Here is a 720-nt window from a genome sequence, read left to right on the forward strand (position 1 = left end):
GCGGGCGGCGCCGGCGGTGGTGCTGTGCGTGTTCGTCGGCTGTGTTCTGGTGCGCAGCGGTGTCTCGGCCGGGCAGGTGCTGCGTTTCGCGGGGTATGTGACCGTGGCCGTGCTGGTGCCGGGGACGTTGCTGTGGCGGTTCCTGCACCGCGGAGCGGGCCTGCTGGTCGCGGATCTGGCGGCGGGTTTCGCCGTGGGTACGGCGTTGCAGATCCTGGTCTACGTTCCGGCGCGTGCGGCCGGGCATCCGGCGCTGACGCCGGTGTGGGCGGTGGCGGTGATCGCCGTGTTCGCGGTCGTGCCCGCGCTGCGGAGGTACTGGCGGGGGGCGGGGGCGCGGCGGGTGCCGCTGTGGTGGGCGTGGGTGATGACCGGGCTGCTGTGCTACGTGATGGCGTGGATCAGGTCCACGCATTTCATCAGCCATGGGCTGAGCTGGCCGGAGAACGCGGCTCCCTATGTCGACGTGCCGTTCCATCTGGCGTTGGCGGCGGAGTTGAAGCATCACATGCCGCCGACGATCCCGTACGTGTGGCGGGAGGGCCTGGACTACTACTGGTTCACGTACGCGGATCTGGCGGCGTTGAGCTGGGGGACGGGGCTGGAGCTTCACACGCTGCTTCTGCGTTTCACGCTGCTTCCGCAGGTCGCAGCCTTGCTGGTGCTGATCGCCGCGTTGGCCTGGCGGATCAGCGGCAGGGCGTGGACCGGCCCGGCGGC

At 70.4% G+C, this 720-nt stretch carries 1 protein-coding gene; it reads left to right on the forward strand.

Annotation, left to right across the window (positions count from 1 at the left end):
* On the forward strand, nt 1–720 hold a 720-nt coding region (locus ACWJ6R_RS37460), incomplete at both ends, for a hypothetical protein (protein WP_449066726.1).

The sequence above is a fragment of the Planomonospora algeriensis genome, assembly GCF_977012225.1.